Annotated in this window: 11 protein-coding genes and 1 pseudogene; 1 reads left to right on the top strand and 11 read right to left on the bottom strand. The window is 44.3% G+C overall.

Translation table 11 applies throughout. The annotated features are described in order from the left end of the window. Nucleotides 1-206 precede the first annotated feature (206 nt). From LMF89_RS16165 to LMF89_RS16155, 3 genes are all read right to left on the bottom strand, one after another. The gene (locus LMF89_RS16165; protein ID WP_229535998.1) at nt 207-8,531 is read right to left on the bottom strand and encodes a glycoside hydrolase family 94 protein; all 8,325 of its coding nucleotides are present in this window, start codon (nt 8,529-8,531) and stop codon (nt 207-209) included. 206 nt (nt 8,532-8,737) lie between these two features. Continuing rightward, the gene (locus tag LMF89_RS16160) at nt 8,738-9,010 is read right to left on the bottom strand and encodes a hypothetical protein (RefSeq protein WP_229535997.1); all 273 of its coding nucleotides are present in this window, start codon (nt 9,008-9,010) and stop codon (nt 8,738-8,740) included. A 20-nt stretch (nt 9,011-9,030) separates the two neighbouring features. Then, nucleotides 9,031-9,429, bottom strand: a complete 399-nt coding sequence (locus tag LMF89_RS16155) for a hypothetical protein (RefSeq protein WP_229535996.1) — start codon at nt 9,427-9,429, stop codon at nt 9,031-9,033. Between the two features lie 484 nt (nt 9,430-9,913). Here LMF89_RS16155 and LMF89_RS16150 point away from each other — a divergent pair, with 484 nt between their 5' ends. Next, on the top strand, nt 9,914-10,450 hold the full coding sequence (locus LMF89_RS16150) for a hypothetical protein (protein WP_229535995.1): 537 nt from the start codon (nt 9,914-9,916) through the stop codon (nt 10,448-10,450). A 42-nt stretch (nt 10,451-10,492) separates the two neighbouring features. Here the strand turns inward: LMF89_RS16150 and LMF89_RS16145 are convergent, their stop codons facing one another. The 8 genes and pseudogenes from LMF89_RS16145 to LMF89_RS16110 form a co-directional block, all read right to left on the bottom strand. Beyond that, a complete protein-coding gene (locus LMF89_RS16145; RefSeq protein WP_229535994.1) occupies nt 10,493-10,981 on the bottom strand; it encodes a prolyl-tRNA synthetase associated domain-containing protein in 489 nt (162 codons plus the stop codon). A 361-nt stretch (nt 10,982-11,342) separates the two neighbouring features. Continuing rightward, nucleotides 11,343-11,972, bottom strand: a complete 630-nt coding sequence (locus LMF89_RS16140) for an HAD family hydrolase (RefSeq protein WP_229535993.1) — start codon at nt 11,970-11,972, stop codon at nt 11,343-11,345. A 34-nt stretch (nt 11,973-12,006) separates the two neighbouring features. Continuing rightward, nucleotides 12,007-12,270, bottom strand: coding sequence for a hypothetical protein (locus tag LMF89_RS16135; RefSeq protein WP_229535992.1), 264 nt, complete (start codon nt 12,268-12,270; stop codon nt 12,007-12,009). Between the two features lie 169 nt (nt 12,271-12,439). Then, a complete protein-coding gene (locus tag LMF89_RS16130) occupies nt 12,440-13,000 on the bottom strand; it encodes an acyloxyacyl hydrolase (RefSeq protein WP_229535991.1) in 561 nt (186 codons plus the stop codon). A 268-nt stretch (nt 13,001-13,268) separates the two neighbouring features. Further along, nucleotides 13,269-13,619, bottom strand: a complete 351-nt coding sequence (locus LMF89_RS16125) for a hypothetical protein (RefSeq protein WP_229535990.1) — start codon at nt 13,617-13,619, stop codon at nt 13,269-13,271. Between the two features lie 21 nt (nt 13,620-13,640). Next, nucleotides 13,641-13,715: pseudogene (locus LMF89_RS26280) on the bottom strand (CapA family protein); the annotation flags it as partial. Nucleotides 13,716-13,836: 121 nt separating this feature from the next. Beyond that, a complete protein-coding gene (gene dcuC, locus LMF89_RS16115; RefSeq protein WP_229535989.1) occupies nt 13,837-15,090 on the bottom strand; it encodes a C4-dicarboxylate transporter DcuC in 1,254 nt (417 codons plus the stop codon). A 381-nt stretch (nt 15,091-15,471) separates the two neighbouring features. Continuing rightward, on the bottom strand, nt 15,472-17,493 hold the full coding sequence (locus tag LMF89_RS16110; RefSeq protein WP_229535988.1) for a methyl-accepting chemotaxis protein: 2,022 nt from the start codon (nt 17,491-17,493) through the stop codon (nt 15,472-15,474). Nucleotides 17,494-17,516 lie beyond the last annotated feature (23 nt).

Raw genomic sequence — 17,516 nt, 5'->3', positions numbered from 1 at the left:
CCATTTCACGTAGAATGACTTGACACCTTCTATTTTTATTATCGTATAAAATGCATGCTATCTTTACTTTTTTGCAAACTTAAACTCCCCTTTCGAATAAACAGTTTTTTTACTTTCACTGTCTACCTTAAGGGGAGCATTCACATAAGAATTGCATAAAGGATGGGTTACACCGGTCGAATTAAACTTTCTCTTGAGAAGTTCGTTTACAACGTCAGAACAACTTGATGGGGCTGCCCGTCATCGTGCATTTTAACGTAAGGACCATCCTTCACGTGTTGCTCAGTAAGTGCAACTTCCCGTCCATCAATTTGTAAAGCAATCGCTCCAGCGGACTTATGTGACGGATTTTCAACGGTAATATGGTAGGAACTGTTACCAAAACGGTAGCTAACGGAAAACCCTGGCCATTCGCAAGGAATGCATGGGCAAATGTACAGTCGGTCACCACGGCGACGAAGGCCGAGAATCGACTCAACTCCCGCCTGATACATCCATCCGGCAGCACCGGTATACCAAGTCCAGCCAGCGCGCCCCTGGTGCGGTTCAGCCGTATAAACGTCCGCCGCAATGGCGTAGGGTTCGCCTGCATACTGCCGTACTTCATTAGGCGTTCGTGTGTGATTGAGAGGATTTAACAGTTGAAACAACTCCAAAGCCTTTTCTCCGTTACCAAGGCCGCACCAGGCGATAATACTCCAGATAACGCCATGGGTATACTGGGCTCCGTTTTCCCTGATACCGGGCGGGTAGCCCTGAATATAGCCGGGACTCGGATTCGTGCGGTCAAAAGCCGGTGTTAAAAGACGCGCAACAGAAAGATCCCGGTCCACCAGCTCACGGTCGAATGACTGCATCGCCTGCAGTGCCTTTTCTTGTGGCGCCGCCCCTGAAATTACTGACCAGGACTGTGCGATGGCGTCGATACGGCACTCCTCATTATATATAGAACCCAACCATTGTCCGGAGTCGGTGAAAGCCCGTCGGTACCACTGCCCGTCCCAGGCATGCTTATCAAGAGAGGCTGCTAATTGTCTGCATACGTCCAGGTAGCGTTCCGCCCGCTCAATAGCACCACGCTGTCGGCATAGATCCGCAAACCGATTTAACACGTCACAGAGAAACCAGCCAAGCCATACACTCTCACCGCGGTCTTCAGCGCCGACATGACTCATACCATCATTCCAGTCGCCGATCCCGATCAGCGGCAGTCCATGCTCGCCAAAGCGCTGCACAGCTCTGTCAATGGCACGTAAGCTATGTTCAAAAACAGTGCCCTCTTGAGCAGATATTTGGGTCGGCTCATACCGTTCATGTTCACCCTCCGATAAAGGTTCGCTATACAGAAATGGTACCGACTCTTCCAGTATACCGTCGTCTCCCGTATGCTCGACATACCGTCCGACAGCATACGGCAACCATAGTAAATCATCGGAGAAACGCGTGCGGATGCCACGCTGCGTCTCTTCATGCCACCAGTGCTGCACGTCGCCCTCCTCATATTGATGCGCAGCATGCAGCAAAATTTGCGCCCGTGTTAAATCGGGGCGGGAGTGCAGAAGTGCCAGAGAATCCTGCAATTGATCACGAAAGCCGTACGCGCCTCCCGCTTGGTAAAAGGCGGAACGTGCCCACATTCTGCAGCCAAGCGTCTGGTACAAGAGCCAACCGTTTAATAGTAAATTCATCTCTACACAGGGCGTGGAAACCGAAATTTGTTCCAAAACACCATTCCAGAATTTACGTACATGCTCCAAGGCTTGATCGCAAACTTGGGATTGGTGGTACTTTTTAGCCAGTTTCACAGCGGCGTCCCGGGAATGTTCCGCGCCGAGCAGGATGTAGATAGTCTGTTCGGCCCCAGGCTCTAGTATGAGCTTGGTCTGTACCACGCCGCAGGTATCATAAAGCGGTCCCGTTTGGCCTGAAAGGCGTTCCCGGGCCATAGCTGCCGGATTCTCCCAAGTCCCATTACGGCCGAGAAATTCACTGCGGTCTGCCGTCCAGGATAGATCCGCCGTTGGCTTAACAGAGGATTCCGTTTGCGAATATACGCCTAAAAAGGCGCATGCCCCTTGAAACTCCTCCTGATACGCATTACGCGCCAGTAGTAACCGGGCAGAATCATCCCACTCCGTGATGATGAAAGAAGCATTCTTCGTCCGCTGTACACCCATCACCCATTCTGCATAATAGGTGATGGAAAGATGCCGCTGCACGGCACTTTTATTCTGTAGCCGCAAATGAATAGCCTTGACGGGATCATCTTGGGGAACAAAAACAGTCATTTCGTTCCTGATACCGTGTCCCTCGTGACTAAAACAGGTGAATCCCCTGCCATGGTTAACGGTGTAGCCCAAGACAGAAGACCCGGCCTCCTGTCCGTCGTCCCCTCGTCTTGGTGCAGTAGACCACAGTTCGCCACTCTCTTCGTCCCGCAGATAACACATTTCACCTGGCGGATCAAGCACAGGATCGTTAGACCATGGGGTCAGTTTGCACTCACGGCTGCTCTGCCACCAGGTATAGCCTGTGCCGAGTTCGGAGACAAGGCAGCCGAAACGGGGATTGGCAAGCACATTAATCCATGGCGCCGGTAGATAATTGCCGTTTTTAAGCACAATTCGATACTCCCGGCCATCAGGTGAAAATCCTCCCCAACCATTGAAGAATAATAAGTCTTCCCCGTTATCTGTCACAGGTCCAGCGAATCTGTTTACTGACGCCGTCGGTTTGAGAGGCGCCGGAAAAGCTATAGCCCTCCGGAGCAGATTGGATTGCGCCTGGAAGCTGGGACCATCTGCCCTGAGCACAACACGGGCGGTGGCTAGGAGCAGCGTTCTGTCTTCCTCAGGCAGTTGGCTGGAATTTATGATAAAAATCCCGCCTGGGCCTGGGCTGTGCCAGCCAACCACTTGTTCAACCGCCCGCCGCAGTGTCTCCTGCAAATTCTGCTGGTAGCCTTCCGCCGATTGGTTCATAATAACCAGATCGAAAAGTAACCCTAAACGGCGCAGATACTCGTGCCCGGTAAGCAGATTGACCACAAGCTGCATATTGACCCGGTCCTCGATCCGTACCAAGATCATCGGCACGTCGCCGGAAACGCCGTAAGCCCAGAGGCTGGACTGGCCTTTTACATTCGATAAGATACTTTGCGCGCGCTCCTGCCGCAGCATCGGAGTATACACAATCCGGCCAGCGAAAGTTTGAAAAGCCATTGCCTGAGCAGCAGTCAAATGCAGGTGCTGAAATTCGATTTGACTGCGATTCCAGGCCAGTTGAAATGTTCGTTCCACTACCAGGTCTCCAGAGAAACGGCTGACAATCTCCAATGCCTCTTCTTTTGTGCCTGCCACAGCAGTAACAGCGAACAATTGTACCTGTTCGCCAGGCTTGATGCTCATCCGCCTCCTCATGATAAATGCAGGATCAGCCACAGAACCAACCGTTCCGCGCAAGCGAGAACGGATTCCCTGTGGCAAGGCGAGCGTATGACCCCGGCCTACGAAGCTGGCCCGATCGGTCTCATATTCCACTGACCCGAGGGTTCGGCCTGAGGTCAGCAGAGAATGCGCCGCCCATAAGGATTTTTCGTCATCCCGCCGAGGTCTGCGCCGAGCTAGCAAGCACTGGCCATCCTCAGCATAAGCCGTTTTGATGAACAATTTACTGAAAGCCGGATGCGCATCGTCGGCCATGGGAGATGCCAGAGCCAGTTCAAGGAAGGTTGTTACTTCCATGATCTTCTCTTCATTTCCGGTATTCGTAAGCGTCAGCCGCCTGACTTCAGCATTCCATTCCGGTGATACACAAATTTCCAGGCTTGTCTGCACATCTTTGTCCACCCGCATGAAGGTGGCCCGATCAAGAGCAAACTGCACGCGTTGTTCGTCAGACTGGACACGGCAGGGCTGAAATGCCGGCGACCATACCACATCTCGGGTCACGTCACGAATATATATATAGCTTCCCCAGTTGTCCAATACCGGATCCTCCCGCCAGCGGGAAATGGCCAGACCTTCGTAACGACTGAACCCACTGCCGCTGTTGGTCACGGTGGTCGTAAATGTCCCGTTTGACAGAACGCACACCTCGGGTGCAAGCGTGTCTGCGCTGCGATATTCCCGCAGAGTTACGATCTCTGCCGGCTTCTTATAAGACACGTATTCACGTGCCATGGCGGGATGTTTAATAATTTTAGGCCGTGCTGGGATACGCTCCTGCAGAAGCAACTCCGCTGCTCGTACGCGCTTGTCACGGTGAAAGCGCTCGGTTATTTTTCTCGGTGCCAGCAAGTTAGCAAGTGCCAGCAGACTCATTCCCTGGTGATGGGCCATAAAACTGCGGATAACTTTACTAGCCTGCTTCTTCGGCAGTCGCTCAGACGTAAAATCGATGGCTTCATAATAGCCGTATTTTCCCCGGGCGCCAAGCTCATCTAGCCTGCGTAAATCCTGCAGTCCTTGCTGCTTAGCAAAGGGTAAGGCAAGGATTGTTGCGTACGGTGCCACAACCAAATCTTGCTCAAGACCGCGCTTGAACCCCAGACCGGGAACACCAAACGCTCTGTATTGATAGTTCATCTGATAATCAAAGGCATAATAACCGGATTCAGAGACGCCAAAGGGAACTCCCCGCTGGTGTGCGTACTCAATTTGCCGTTGAACCACCCCACGGTAGGTACTGTCCCAAATGGTTTTCGGATAGGTACGCATAAACAGCCACGGCATTAAGTATTCAAACATTGTCCCGGACCAAGAGAGCAGTGTAACCCGTCTTCCCACCCGCGTCATTGTCCGTCCGAGGGCATGCCAATGAGACACGGAGACCTGGCCGAGAGCAATGGCAATAAAACTTGACAGCCTAGCCTCCGAAGCCATCAGGTCATATAGGATTGGATCCGGTTTACCCGGCCCTGCGTTGTAGCCCAAGTGGAACAATTTAGCTTTATGGTCATAAAGCGGGCGAAAGTCTGTCTCGTTGATAAGCGCCTCCAAGCGGGCAAGCAGTTTTCCCCCGCGATAGAGCCATTCCTCCCGGACGCTCTGAGGTGATGTTCCGTATTGGTCTATCGCTTCCCCCTTCCGTACAGGCGTTAACTCCTCAGCAAAAGCAACATGTAATGTTTCTATCGTTTTACCATGGACTTTATTGGTACCTGGCCATCCATCCCCTTCTAGGTCGGATTTGAGCCATTCGGCTACCCCTTCTTTGACGGCTACCAAACAAACAACGAGATTGCCGGAATCCACCGTTGAAACGTACAGCGGTGGCAGCGGCTCCAATGTGACAGTATCGTACCAGTTATAAAGATGGCCTTTCCATTTATCCAGGTGCTCCACTGTGCCAATCGTACGCTCCAATCGCTCAATTAAACCGGGCGTATCGATAAACCCAAAATCCCGCGCAGTCAGTGTGCAGGTAAGGTAAAGCCCGATGTTGGTCGGCGAAGTGCGGTGAGCAATTCCGTTAGGTGGCTCCAATTGAACATTATCAGGCGGTAACCAATTCTCTTTGTCAGTAACGTAATCCTCGAAGAACGTCCAAATCTCTTTTGACAGTTTTTGCAGTTCTTCCTGCTCATTCGCCGCCAGCGGTTGCTCAGGCTGCTGCACAGGCTGGTTCAACCAGCGGACCGCAAAAGGAGCAATGGCCCATAAAATGCAAAACGCCAGGCCTGTCCACCGCAGAGCCGGAACGGTACTGGCCGCCACTGTCAGCACCAAAAGAAACACTACTCCATAGCCTCCGTACATTCCCATCAACACGGGGTAGCGCCCGCCCCGCTGCCTGCGTTCGACCTCAGCGGCGCTCACCCATTCAAGTAAATGACGTTTTGTCACAACTAAACGGTACAGGGTTCTGGCGATTGCATCCAGCAAAAGCACACTCTGAAACGGCATTATCATTATGTTTACCAAAACTTGAGCGGCTGTACCCAGCAAACTCCGTGAATTGCCAATAATCCACCTCACCGCCACCAGTTGGCGAAGCAACGGCAACAAAAAGGTAGCGACCATAAAGACAACCCAGCGGCCGGAAGAACCTGGCATTATGTTCATCCCAAGCAGCAGTACGGCAAGCTGCACAGTTGGCAGTAAACTGCGCCGCAAATTGTCAATGATCTGCCAACGGGTGAGAGAGGATAAATCAACCGGCTGAAATATTCCCCGGCGATCGGGAACACTGTGTAACAGCCATGGAATGAGTTGCCAGTCCCCGCACACCCAGCGGTGCATTCTCTTTTGATAGGCAATGAATACAGCCGGATGCTCATCAATTAATTCGATATCCGACAGTAAGCCGGCACGTAAAAATCCACCTTCTAACAAATCGTGACTAAGTACCCGGTTTTCCGGGATGCGCTCGCATAAAACCTGAGCAAATGCATCAATATCGAATATACCCTTTCCCGTAAAAATACCCTGCCCCAGCCCATCCTGGTACGGGTCGGAGGCGGCAAAGACATATGGATCGATTCCCGGATCCACCGACCACAGATAAGCGAAGCGCGAGCGTAAAGCCGCATTGTGGCTAATACCGATACGCGGTTGCATTACGCCGTATCCCTCGACGACCCTTGTCCGAGTATGGTTTAACCGTGGCCGATTATAGGGCAGATGCATGGTGCCGATTATCCGCTGCGCGCTTCCCAGCGGCAGCTCTGTATCCGCGTCAAGGGTGATTATGTAACGGATACGCGGCAAGACGTCTGTCTCCCCAACTACAAAGTCATAGGTCGTATCAGTCTTTCCTTTAAGCAGTTCGACAAATTCCACCAATTTACCCCGCTTGCGTTCCCAACCCATCCATACTCCTTCGGACGGGTTCCACATCCTGCGGCGCTGAAAGAGGTGAAAGGTGCTCCCACCAGGACCGGAGTATGTGCCGTTTAACGCCTCAATGCTTGCGCGGGCGGCAGCATGAATAGCCGCATCTTCCGGCAGTTTCTCCTCACCTGCGTCGGTAAAATCGCCCAGGAGAGCAAAATGAATATTCGAATAGCGGTTTGCCAGATAATGCAGTTCTAGCCGATCCGCCAATTCCTGCACCTCTTTGACTGTGGACCAAATAACGGGGATGACCACCATTGTGGTTGCATCCGGTGGAACACCACGCGAGAAATCATATCGGAGTAGCGGCCGTGGCTGCCTGACGCATTCTATAAGCCAGTGTGCCGCTGTAACGGCCCACTCGCTCACAGGTAAACACAGCGCCAGTATAACGATCACCCACTGGATAATAGTAAAGCTTGAGCCCCCGGATACCCACCAGGCAAATCCAAGAAGAAAAACCATGAATAATCCTGTCAGGGCTGTAAAATATGTACCTGTGGAGCGGCGTAACATTTCTAATTCCGGTAAATGCGAAGGAGTGCCACAGATCTTTAGCGCATTCCGCAGTTCCTTGACGCCGTCCGCTTCGAGCAGATAGTATGCAGCAAATACCTGGCGTGGCATTTCTTCCAGCACAACCGGACCACGTGTTGTCTCATCGTTTTTTTCCTGCTCTGTATACGCTTGCTCATACTCCTTCGCAGCAAGCCCGACGGCCTGCTGCGCCACTAGATTTTCCGGCACATGCAGGCGGCAGGCCAGCTTCTCAACCCGCTTACGCAGTACATCACGGCTTGAAAAATCAAGAAGCTGATATGTACCTGTGCTTTCTCCACGCAGCGTATGCTCAACCATACAAATCTGTTCAAACCGATCTTGCCAGTCCAAGCGTGATATTTTACGCAAACTTCCCATAAGGTTGCCTGTGGATACCTGATAGGCTGCCTGAAGCTGATACTCGTAAGAGACGATTCGATCAAGGCTGTCAGGGCCATTTTCTAATTTGCACATTAACCATTCCCTCACGGTTGTCGAATCGTCCGCCCACTCACGCAGACGCCTGACCAAGTAGGCGATCTGGCAGCCGGAGAGCAGCATATCCTGGCCAGCTTCTTCAAGAGCAGCCTTCAGCACCTCCGGGTTTAGCTTCGCCGACTGCAGGCGTGCCAGCAGCCGATCGACTAAGGTACACACCTCTCGCCGTTCGCGAACCAGTTCCATGACTACGGTCAGGCGGCGGATTAAGGTGATACGCAAAATAAGCGGGATGGCCCACACCTCTGCTATAGTCAAAACTGATACTTCCTGGTAAAAATTGATATAGGAGACGAGCGAATCCTCATCTAGGTTCCCGTCCACATGTTCGAGATAATCAGCACAAATAGACAGTATCCTTGTTTTGCCGGTCTTGCGTAAGTCAGGCAAATTTCGCAAAAAGGCACCAGGAAGCTGATGACGGACGACCAGCACCTGTTCGTCGATGAATTCAGCATGATCCAAAAGCCATTCTTCTGCGGGCTGCAAACAACTTGCATCACCTTCCTGCAGAGAGCGAATAAACGTGCGTAATTCTTTGATGTCGTTATAAAACTCCCGCCACAGGCGCTTTGATGACCAGCGTCTCACATAAGGGTCATGGGTCAATGCAAGTTCATGAGCTTTTTGTCGGAGTTGTTCTGTATTTAAAAGCATAGTCCTCCCAAAGACAATCAAAGATTGAAATGTAATTATCGTTTATTACATAGGATACTGCTGGTAAAATTTGATTCATTAGAAATATACCCCTTTGGAGTACTAATTATTAATTGTAAATTTCGGTAATTTCTATCGTAAAGCACATTTCATAGGACAGTGGTGGCGTATGTGACACTTGGGGGCGTTCGAAACCACTGTAAAAGTCATTCTTCTATATTAAATTTGACTCGCCATGCTAGTGCCTTAGATGCTAAATCTAAAGAGAAGCTGCCCATAAATCTACTAGAAAGGTAGATCATGGATAGCTTCTCTTTTATAATTACTAAATTATTCCATATCTTTACATTATTAATCATTAGTTTACCAAGATGGGTTTGATTGGTTTTTTCCAACTGAAGGTTCTTTTGCCCTACAAGGGAACTTGTTTTAGGCTGCCGCCTAATAAAGGCAGAGTGCCTCCCTTTCACCGTTACCATGATTCGTCCTGCCGATTCATTTATAATCGAGACAACTCTATTGTTGCTATTAAGAATTTATCAATATCCACAACTGAATGGCAATGCAGCGGTGCAATTCTAAGGGCACCATCTAATTTGAATGAATCAAGCATCCTTTTTGAATAGGGGCTAGAAGTCAATCTTTCATATACAATGACTCCTTTTTTATCGTACTCTTGAACTGCTTGCTCATATCCCAGATTTTCAAATCCCATTGCAATTATAGAATCAATTCTTGCAAATGTATCTACTGCTTTTTTGAGTCTAAATGACCCTCCGGCATTCGCAAAGAAAAGTCGTTCACCCAAAATCGGGTCATTATCTACATAATAAAAACATTCTTTTATTTCTTGTGATAGTCCATCTGAAAATAGTACTCCGTTATTTACGTTATTCATTTGACCCTCTCTCTTTCTTTTTATGCTCCAGCATCATCGATATGATATGTAAAACTTCTCTACTATTATTTCTGATTACTCTTCCAATATCCTTTAAAGCACGGGATGGTTCGTTTAGGGTTCAATCGAAAGTTTTGTGCGATAAAAGGCTCAACCAGCAGAAAAAAACTGCAAGTTGAGCCTTGAAACTATCTACGCACAAAATTTTTGCTTACCCAGGAAGAAGGAAATTGCGGTGAATATGCTATGGATTTTCAATCTGCCACTATCGTTTTTTTCCAAAAGAAAAATGCTCAATGTACTGCCCTTTTTGTGGGTTTCAGAAAGTTCTCATAGAATTGTAGTTTAGGACTCTTAATTCTTCCATCTCTCGGGACAAGCAACCTGTCCATGTGTCCCATTTCTGATAAAAATCTATGTGAAGCATATACTAACCAAACAGTACGATAAAGAAGTTAAGTTTTTTAAAGGAGGATTTACTACCTTGAGTAACCAAACGATTCTATCAGCCATATTTATCCTTTCTTGGCTCACTCTTCTTTTCATGAAAAAAGCGGATATCAAGCGCTTAATACCTGTTGGCCTATTTGCCACGGTTACGAGTGCAATGATTCTTGAAGTGGGTATCACATTTGGATGGTGGGTATATCCAGTAAAGCTTTATCCTCTCCAGAACGTCCCATATCTGTATGGTCCCATACCAGTAGCTACAATGTGGCTTTTAAAATTTACGTATGGGCGATTTTGGTTGTACGTAGGTGCGGATTTTTTATTAAATTTGTTCTATACTCTAGTATTTGAAAATTATTTTCTAGGTAATAGAGGTGTAATTCAATTTCAAAGTGTTAGCCCTATGCTAGACGTTTTTATGACCTCCGCACTAGGAGTTATAATATACGCATATCAGATATGGCAGGAAGGTATTTTTGTTCGGTCTGAGACAATGTCCCCCTCCAGATCATTAAATTTACAACCCGCTTTGAAACCATTTAATAATAACGAAGATGATGCCGAGAAATAAAGAATGGGACACAGGCACAAATGACATGTCCCTGTGTCCCATTTACATTGTTACATAAGCGATCTTATTGCCATTTTGCTGGATCACTTCTTTAATGTCATCAAAAGAAACCCAAACAGTTGCCGTATTCTCATTTGGGTGAAATCCAAGGCTCTTCTTATCTATCAAATCTTTATCAAAGACTACCTCAACAGCACAATTCGTATCGTTGATTATCCCAAAAGGTGTTACTGCGCCTTTACTTAGTTGCAGGTATTTTTGCAATCTTTCTTCAGAGGCAAAGCTTAAAGCGGTAGTTCCCAGTTGTTCGCGCATTTTTTTCAAATCTGCTTGCTTATCTTTATCTAATACTACAATAAAATGTCGCTTGCCTTTGTAATCTCGCAAAAATAGATTTTTACATACATCATCCAGATTGGCAATTCCCAGTTCATCCATTTCCTCTATTGTATAAACAGCTGGATGATTCATTACCTCATATTTAATTTTCAGTTCATCTAGTTTTTCAAAAACCTTTTGTTGATTCTCCATTGTATTTATTCACTTCTTTCTTTTTAGTAATCAAAGATTGAGAGGATTGCCTATGCAAAGATTTGCTGATTTTTATCGTGTCTTTACTTAGCCAACAGATATAACAGCCATTAATTCAAAATCGTTTCAAAATCCTAGCAGTTCTTTCATCTTATGCTCATTTTTTAATATCTCTCCAATCCAGCAAGTATCATGTTATGTATTGCGGCTCCGATGGCTTGGATGTGCTTTAGATAAATACCTTGAATTTTAGTATCTACTGCTTTTGTATCGAGAAAGACTGCTAATAAGTTATTATGGGCAGCTTCTCTTTATAAATACTAAATCCTACTTGTATGTAATCTACAGCAATCTTATCACTTTAAATTTGTGCAATTAATTGAATTAAATCATTCATTTTATAATCTGCTTCTGATTGATCAATATAATAATCCTTTTGTACTAAAGCTCCAACAGTTAATCCTGCTAATTTTGCTGCACGAATTCCTAACACTGAATCTTCTACTGCTAATGCCTCTGTTTCTAATAAGTCCAAAGCCTTGACAGCTTTAATATAAATCTCTGGATTCGGTTTGCTTTCTGCGCATTCTTCTCCACTAATCACAAAATCAATATAATTATTAAGTTCGCATTCTTTTATCATTCTTAAAATATCTTTTTTTTCTGAAGATGATGCAATCGCTATTTTAATATTTTTATCTTTTAGTTTTCTAAACACTTCTTTAACTGAAGTGTTCAATACTTCTGAAAAACAAACTTCATGTTCTTTAGAATAATCAACATACTTTTCTCTTAAAATTTTGCGTTTTTTCTCATCATTAGGTATTAATCTTTCCCAAATCATTTCATTAGTTAATCCAACAAAATCTTGAATTTTCCTTGAAGCTGGCTCTATCTTTAATTCATCAAAGAATTTCATTCTTCTTTTAAAATAAAAGTTCTCAGTATCAACTAAAACTCCATCCATATCAAAAATTACTGCTTGTTTCAAATTTCTACCTCCCTATTAATCACTAAACACAATCTCAAAAACTAATCGAATTTTTCTCTAATTTTTCTTCCATTTTATCAACTGCATTCTGTACAAAATTAAGTACTTTATTTACATCTAAAATTGTTGATTTCTCAATTATTTTTTTTATAGAAAAATAGAATATTAAATCTTTTTTCAATTGTTCTTTATCAATTTTAAAATTGCATTTTAAGACATGAATGAATACTTCAATATCTTCTCCAGCAATCAAATGATCTAACCCTATATATGGAACTCCTTCAACTTTAAGGGACACGGGGACAGGTCCCTTGTCCCAATTAAAAACGATAGTTCTAAATTGTTTTTATTTTATCGGTATATCAACTAAAAGAGAAGCTCCCCATGAATCTACTTAGGTAATTATGGGTAGCTTCTCTTTCATAAAGCAGCAGTTCTTTAGATATTCCACTTAGAATTTTGCCAATTTAAAATTTTGCCGCAAACCCCACTGAAACTCCTTGGGCGTTATATCCAGGATTATGAGTTCTAAAACCATTGGAAACATGCATTAGCATATACCCGATATTTACTGAAGAGTTTTCGCTGATTTTATAAGTGAATCGAGGCCCGATCCGCCACATAAAATTATAATATCTTCCTTCAGCCGGAAATATTTTGTCATATACAATAAATCCGCCGCTCATATCTAATGCTTCATATAGCTTTCCAGAAAGTTTTTTTTCATGGCGAATCATGTAAACAGGACCGATGCCGACTGCAGAACTGTCTTTCGTCTGTTGATTATTATCATTTATGTACCCATACGGCCGAGTAATTGTAATGCCTCTATATATAGACCTATTATTTTTTTTCGAAATATTCTCAAATATATGTAGTGATACCGTATCAATATAGCGGTCTTTGAAGTGTGCGTGAGTCAAGTAGTCCCAATCCAGTTCAAGCTTGGAGTCGGCACAATATGACTTTCCCGGCATGAAAATCAGCAAAATATTAATAACAATTACTAAACAAATTAACCTACGCATAATACGACACTCCTCATATGAGTTTTCTATATTGCCAACCATATAGTTGCCATTATGCAAAAATAACCATAGCTCCTTTTCAGAGAGAAACATGGTTAATATTCTATATACCGATTTAGTTCTCCTGTTAAATTATCAAAAATCATATGCTGAGCATGTGGTATTCGCTTACGCAACAATAGTAGCCTACAACCATTGAACGGTTGTAGGCTACTATTTGTTTGCTATTTCTTTACATTTGACCGATACGGTTTAATGGCAAAACGCCTTATTTTAATCCAATCGTTCCTACGCCATCTTTTATCATAATTTTCGTGCCAAATTCTGCCGATAAATCAGCAATATCACGCAAAATTCGTTCTCCGTTTTCTTTATCGGAAAATTGAGGGCGACCGCGACGCGCTCTACCATATTCAAATCCCAGTGAAAGCGGTTTTAAAGTAATTTCATCAATTTCCCCATCCGTCACAGCAAAAGAAACCATGGCCGATTCAAATACTTTAGGATCGACAACCAGTCCTCTTGTTTCATTGGCACTGCGAGCATCCAGTCCATCAGATACAGTATTTTCTACGCCCAAATCATAAAGGTCATAAAATTCTGTTGGCTGTCGTTCCACCGAATCATTTTGGAAAATGAAATCGCCAAGGCTATAAAAAATTGGACGATTTTTATAGATTTCAATACCTCGCCAAATATGTGGACCATGACCAATATAAGCATTGCGGTAAACGCTGCGTAATAAAAGAGTCTCCTGCTGCTACAATAGTAATTTTCCCCACAACAACTCAACACCTCTTTTAAAAATTACTGTTCCAAATGAAGGGTAACAATTTCTACGCTAACAAGAATAACATACCGACTATCATAGCACCTACCATTGGCAAGCAGTTACGCTTTGCGATTTCCATTGGATTGACACCAGCAATACCAGCTATGATAATTGTGGCACCGGCAATTGGTGACATCGTGCGCCCTAGTGTACCACCTAGTGTGGCCATGCTGCCCATTTGCACCACTGACATACCAAAATCTGCTGCATGTGGTGTAATGGCTTGATTAAATGCAAAAGTTGCCGCATCGCCGGAACCAACAACTAATCCCAAAATAAATGGACCGACTGCTGCACAAATCTTAACAATTGCTGGATTGCTCAGCATTGAATCGGTAAAAGCTTTTACAAGTCCAATTGCTGTCAAGCCAGAAACAAATACACCAGCCGCAATGATGATACCAAGAATTTCACCATAAGCTTTCCCCATACCATCGAAGAATGCATTGCTCAAGTTGACAGGATTTTTTCTCGTCACTAACAGCGCAACTAAAGAACCGATAACCATGGCTTGTGGAACATCCATCTTAAATGCCGGAATAATTGCCGTTGCACCTAAAATTAGAATTACAATAGGAAAGATCGGCATCAACGCGTATAGATGTTTTACCTTGAAAGATGCCTCGGCCTCAAAACCCTCGGCTTTATACCCTGTATGCTCTTTTCTGTAATAAGCAATCAACGTAATCAAAATTGTTGCTGTAAGCAAAGACGCAATATTAGCTTTAAAGTGAAATGCGATAACGTCCATAACGCCCACACCGGCAATCTTGGCTACAAACGGATTATGTGCCAAACCTGGATTCAACATGCTGCCATATGTACCGCATTTTACCGCTGCTCCCGCCATCGCCGGATGTACACCTGCCGACATCATCAACGGTACAAAAATCGCCCCTGCAGCCGCTGCCGTTCCCGCAGCACTTGGTAGTGCTACATTGACTGCGTAGGTAGCCAAAACCACACCCGGAATCAAAAGCGGTCGAACTTTGGAAAGACCGTTTGCCATAAGATTAATTAAATGTTTATCACATTCTGTATACTTCATTACCATTGCAAAACCCATAACGGAACAAACTGCTTGAATCAGCCCACTATTGGTCATTTCTTTTGCAAAAGCATTTAAAGAAACCATCGGCGTCCCCGCCACACAAGCCATAATAATACCAGAAGCTAATAATACCAATCGCGCATCATAACGCTTGATCAAAAAGTAAACTGTAATAATTACTACAATAACACCAACAGCAGTCATCATAAAAAAATTCTCTCCCTCTAAAAAATTTATAAAGACATTCATGTAACTTCTTATTTCAAATAAATCTTTCCCCCCTTCCTTTCTTGCTGAATTAAACTAAAAAGACGCTGTTTTTTCTTAAATAAGAAAACAGCGCCCTTGCTATTGACATAATTATATCATATGTTTAGACAAAAATCTACAACATCTGCAGACATTACTATTAGTCAGCCTCATATAGCCAAGGGGTGAATCCCTTTTCAATGGGACACGAGATAGGTTCGTGTCCACATAAAAAATCTAACCCTAATCTTTCCATATTTAATTTTCATTTCAAAATATAAAGAGAATCTACCCATAATCTACTAACAAGGTAGATTATGAGTAGTTTGAAGGAAGCATTTATACTTTAAATTGGGCTATAATAGAGCGAAGTTCCTCAGACATTTTAGATAAAGCTTCACTAGAGGCAGCAATCTCTTCCATTGATGCAGACTGCTCTTGGGCTGAGGCAGAAACAGTCTGGGTATACCCTGTTGTCTCACCATTGATTCTGTCGATTTCTTTAATTGAGGAAACAATTTGCTCACTGCCACCTGCTACCTGCTGAATTGCAGCAGAAATATCTCGGATTTGATTGGAAACCTGTTCAATTAATTTCAATATCTCCCCGAAAGCCTTGCCTGCAATATGAACTACTTCTGAACCTCGCTTGACTTCATTCGTCCCCTCGGCCATTACGTTAACTGCTTTTTCAGTATCACCTTGAATTTCACCAATTAGTACTGCAATATGTTTTGCTGCGTCCTGAGATTGTTCAGCTAGTTTTCGAACTTCTTCCGCTACCACAGCGAACCCTCTGCCCTGTTCACCAGCACGTGCTGCCTCGATTGCAGCATTCAATGCAAGGAGATTTGTTTGACCAGCAATTCCAGCAATGGTATCCACAATTTGACCAATCTCTTTTGAACGATTGCCAAGTTTCTCGACTACCTGAGCTGAGTTCATTACTGTTTTCTCAATATTCTCCATCTGTTTCGTAGTATCTTCTATTGCCTTACCACCATCTTGAGCAGCAAGCGCAGTCTTTTCAGCAGTAGCTGCTACATTACCAGAGTGAGCAGCTACCTGTTGTATACTAGCAGACATCTTTTCAACAGCATCCTCTGCAACATCTACTGCTTGCATTTGAAACGTACTGCCTGAAGATACTTCCGTTATCGTTTCAGCTATTTGATTGGCAGCTACAGAAGATTGTTCTGCGCTTGCCGTAAGTTCCTCGGAAGATGCTGCTACCAGTTCTGCTGAAGTAGCAATTTGTTGAACCAAACTGCGTATTTTTTTTACCATAGTATCAAAATGGATCTCCATTGCATCTAATTCGTCTTTACCATCGGCACTCTGTGCTGCCGTCATACCTAGAGCAGCTACTTGTAAGGTTAAGTCACCTTCTGCCATTTTTTCAATTGCTTTATTCATTCTTATAATCGGCTTTGTTATATTCCTTGAAACCAGAATACCAAAACCACAAGCAGCAATAAGAATCAAACCGATTGTAATAAAGGAGGCTCTTAGAAAGGGGGCCAATTTTACAAGAATTTCTTGTTCCGGTACATTGATCCCCAAGCTCCAATGAGTTCCAGGAATAGGAGCGAAAGCAATGTACTTCGTAATGCCCTCGTCTACGTAATTACCAGTTCCGGTTTCTGCATTTACCATTTTATTAATTACATTTTTAAGTTGATCATTTGCATTAGGATCCTTTAATATATTTGTCTTCATTATTTGGTCTTTATCAGGATGAATGATGGTTAAACCATCACCCTGAATTACGTAGGCATAACCACTTTGTGCAACCTTAATTTGATTAATACGTGAAATGAGAGCATCAATAGGCACTGTACCGCCAAGAGCCCCTATAATCTGGTTATTCTTTTTGATTGGCGCAACCACAGATACCACCAATTTACCATCAGCCTTAGAAATAATTGGATCGGTAGTTGTCGCTTTGCCAGTTGACATGACCTGTTTAAAATATTCACGATCAGCGATATTTGTTCTATCCCCTGATGTATGAATGGATTGCCCCTTTGCATCTACAAGCCAAAACCGTGAATAAATAGGATTTCGTTTGGTCTCTTCTTTTAAATAAGCAAGTGCCCCCTGCGTATCTCCGTTAACAACACTTTGATTCGTTGCCAATATGGAAACCTCAATTTCACGAGTATCTTTCCACGTCCCAATGTCTTCAGCATAGGCATTTGCTCGATGGACAAGATCCTCCTCAGCATCTGAAACCAATATACTTTTTGCATTGTAGAAATTACATACTCCTAGAATGCTTAATGTTACTAATAGCCCAATTACTAAAACAGCTGTAACCTTTACCTGAATACTTTTCTTCACCCATGTAAGCAAATTCATAAAAAAAATTCTCCCCCATCCAT

Origin of the sequence: Pelosinus baikalensis (genome assembly GCF_020819555.1) — a bacterium.
In the GTDB taxonomy this organism is placed as follows: Bacteria; Bacillota; Negativicutes; order DSM-13327; family DSM-13327; genus Pelosinus; species Pelosinus baikalensis.
This window is presented reverse-complemented; position numbering and strand designations above follow the sequence as displayed.